This is a genomic window from Dolichospermum sp. UHCC 0259 (assembly GCF_009711935.1).
Taxonomy (GTDB): domain Bacteria; phylum Cyanobacteriota; class Cyanobacteriia; order Cyanobacteriales; family Nostocaceae; genus Dolichospermum.
Genome location: NZ_VIKX01000120.1, coordinates 1 through 306, shown reverse-complemented (window position 1 = coordinate 306; position 306 = coordinate 1). Strand labels below are relative to the sequence as shown.

Below are 306 nucleotides of genomic sequence, written 5' to 3'. Positions count from 1 at the left end.
GGGGAGTGTGAACAGTTACGATTAATTTGCATATTTCAAAATGGAAATACAAAGATATGTTTGAAATAATTTAAGCGATGCCTCAAAAAGACCGCACAATTAGATTTCATATCTGCCTCACACTAGAAGAAAAAGAACAGGTGCGACAAATGGCAGCAGAAAACAGCTTGACGATGGCAGAGCTATTCCGTGCCAAAACCATCAAAAATAGATTGCCCCGGCGTGTCACCAAAGTGGCAGGTCAAACTTACTGGGAGTTGGGGAAAATCGGTAATAACCTGAACCAAATCGCTAAAGCTATCAATA

The 306-nt window shown here is 40.5% G+C and carries 1 protein-coding gene; it reads left to right on the top strand.

The features are described 5' to 3' along the window. Positions 1-77 precede the first annotated feature (77 nt). Positions 78-306, top strand: a 229-nt coding sequence (mobC, locus tag FJR05_RS09565; protein ID WP_254446888.1) for a plasmid mobilization relaxosome protein MobC, incomplete at its 3' end; no start/stop codon positions are given.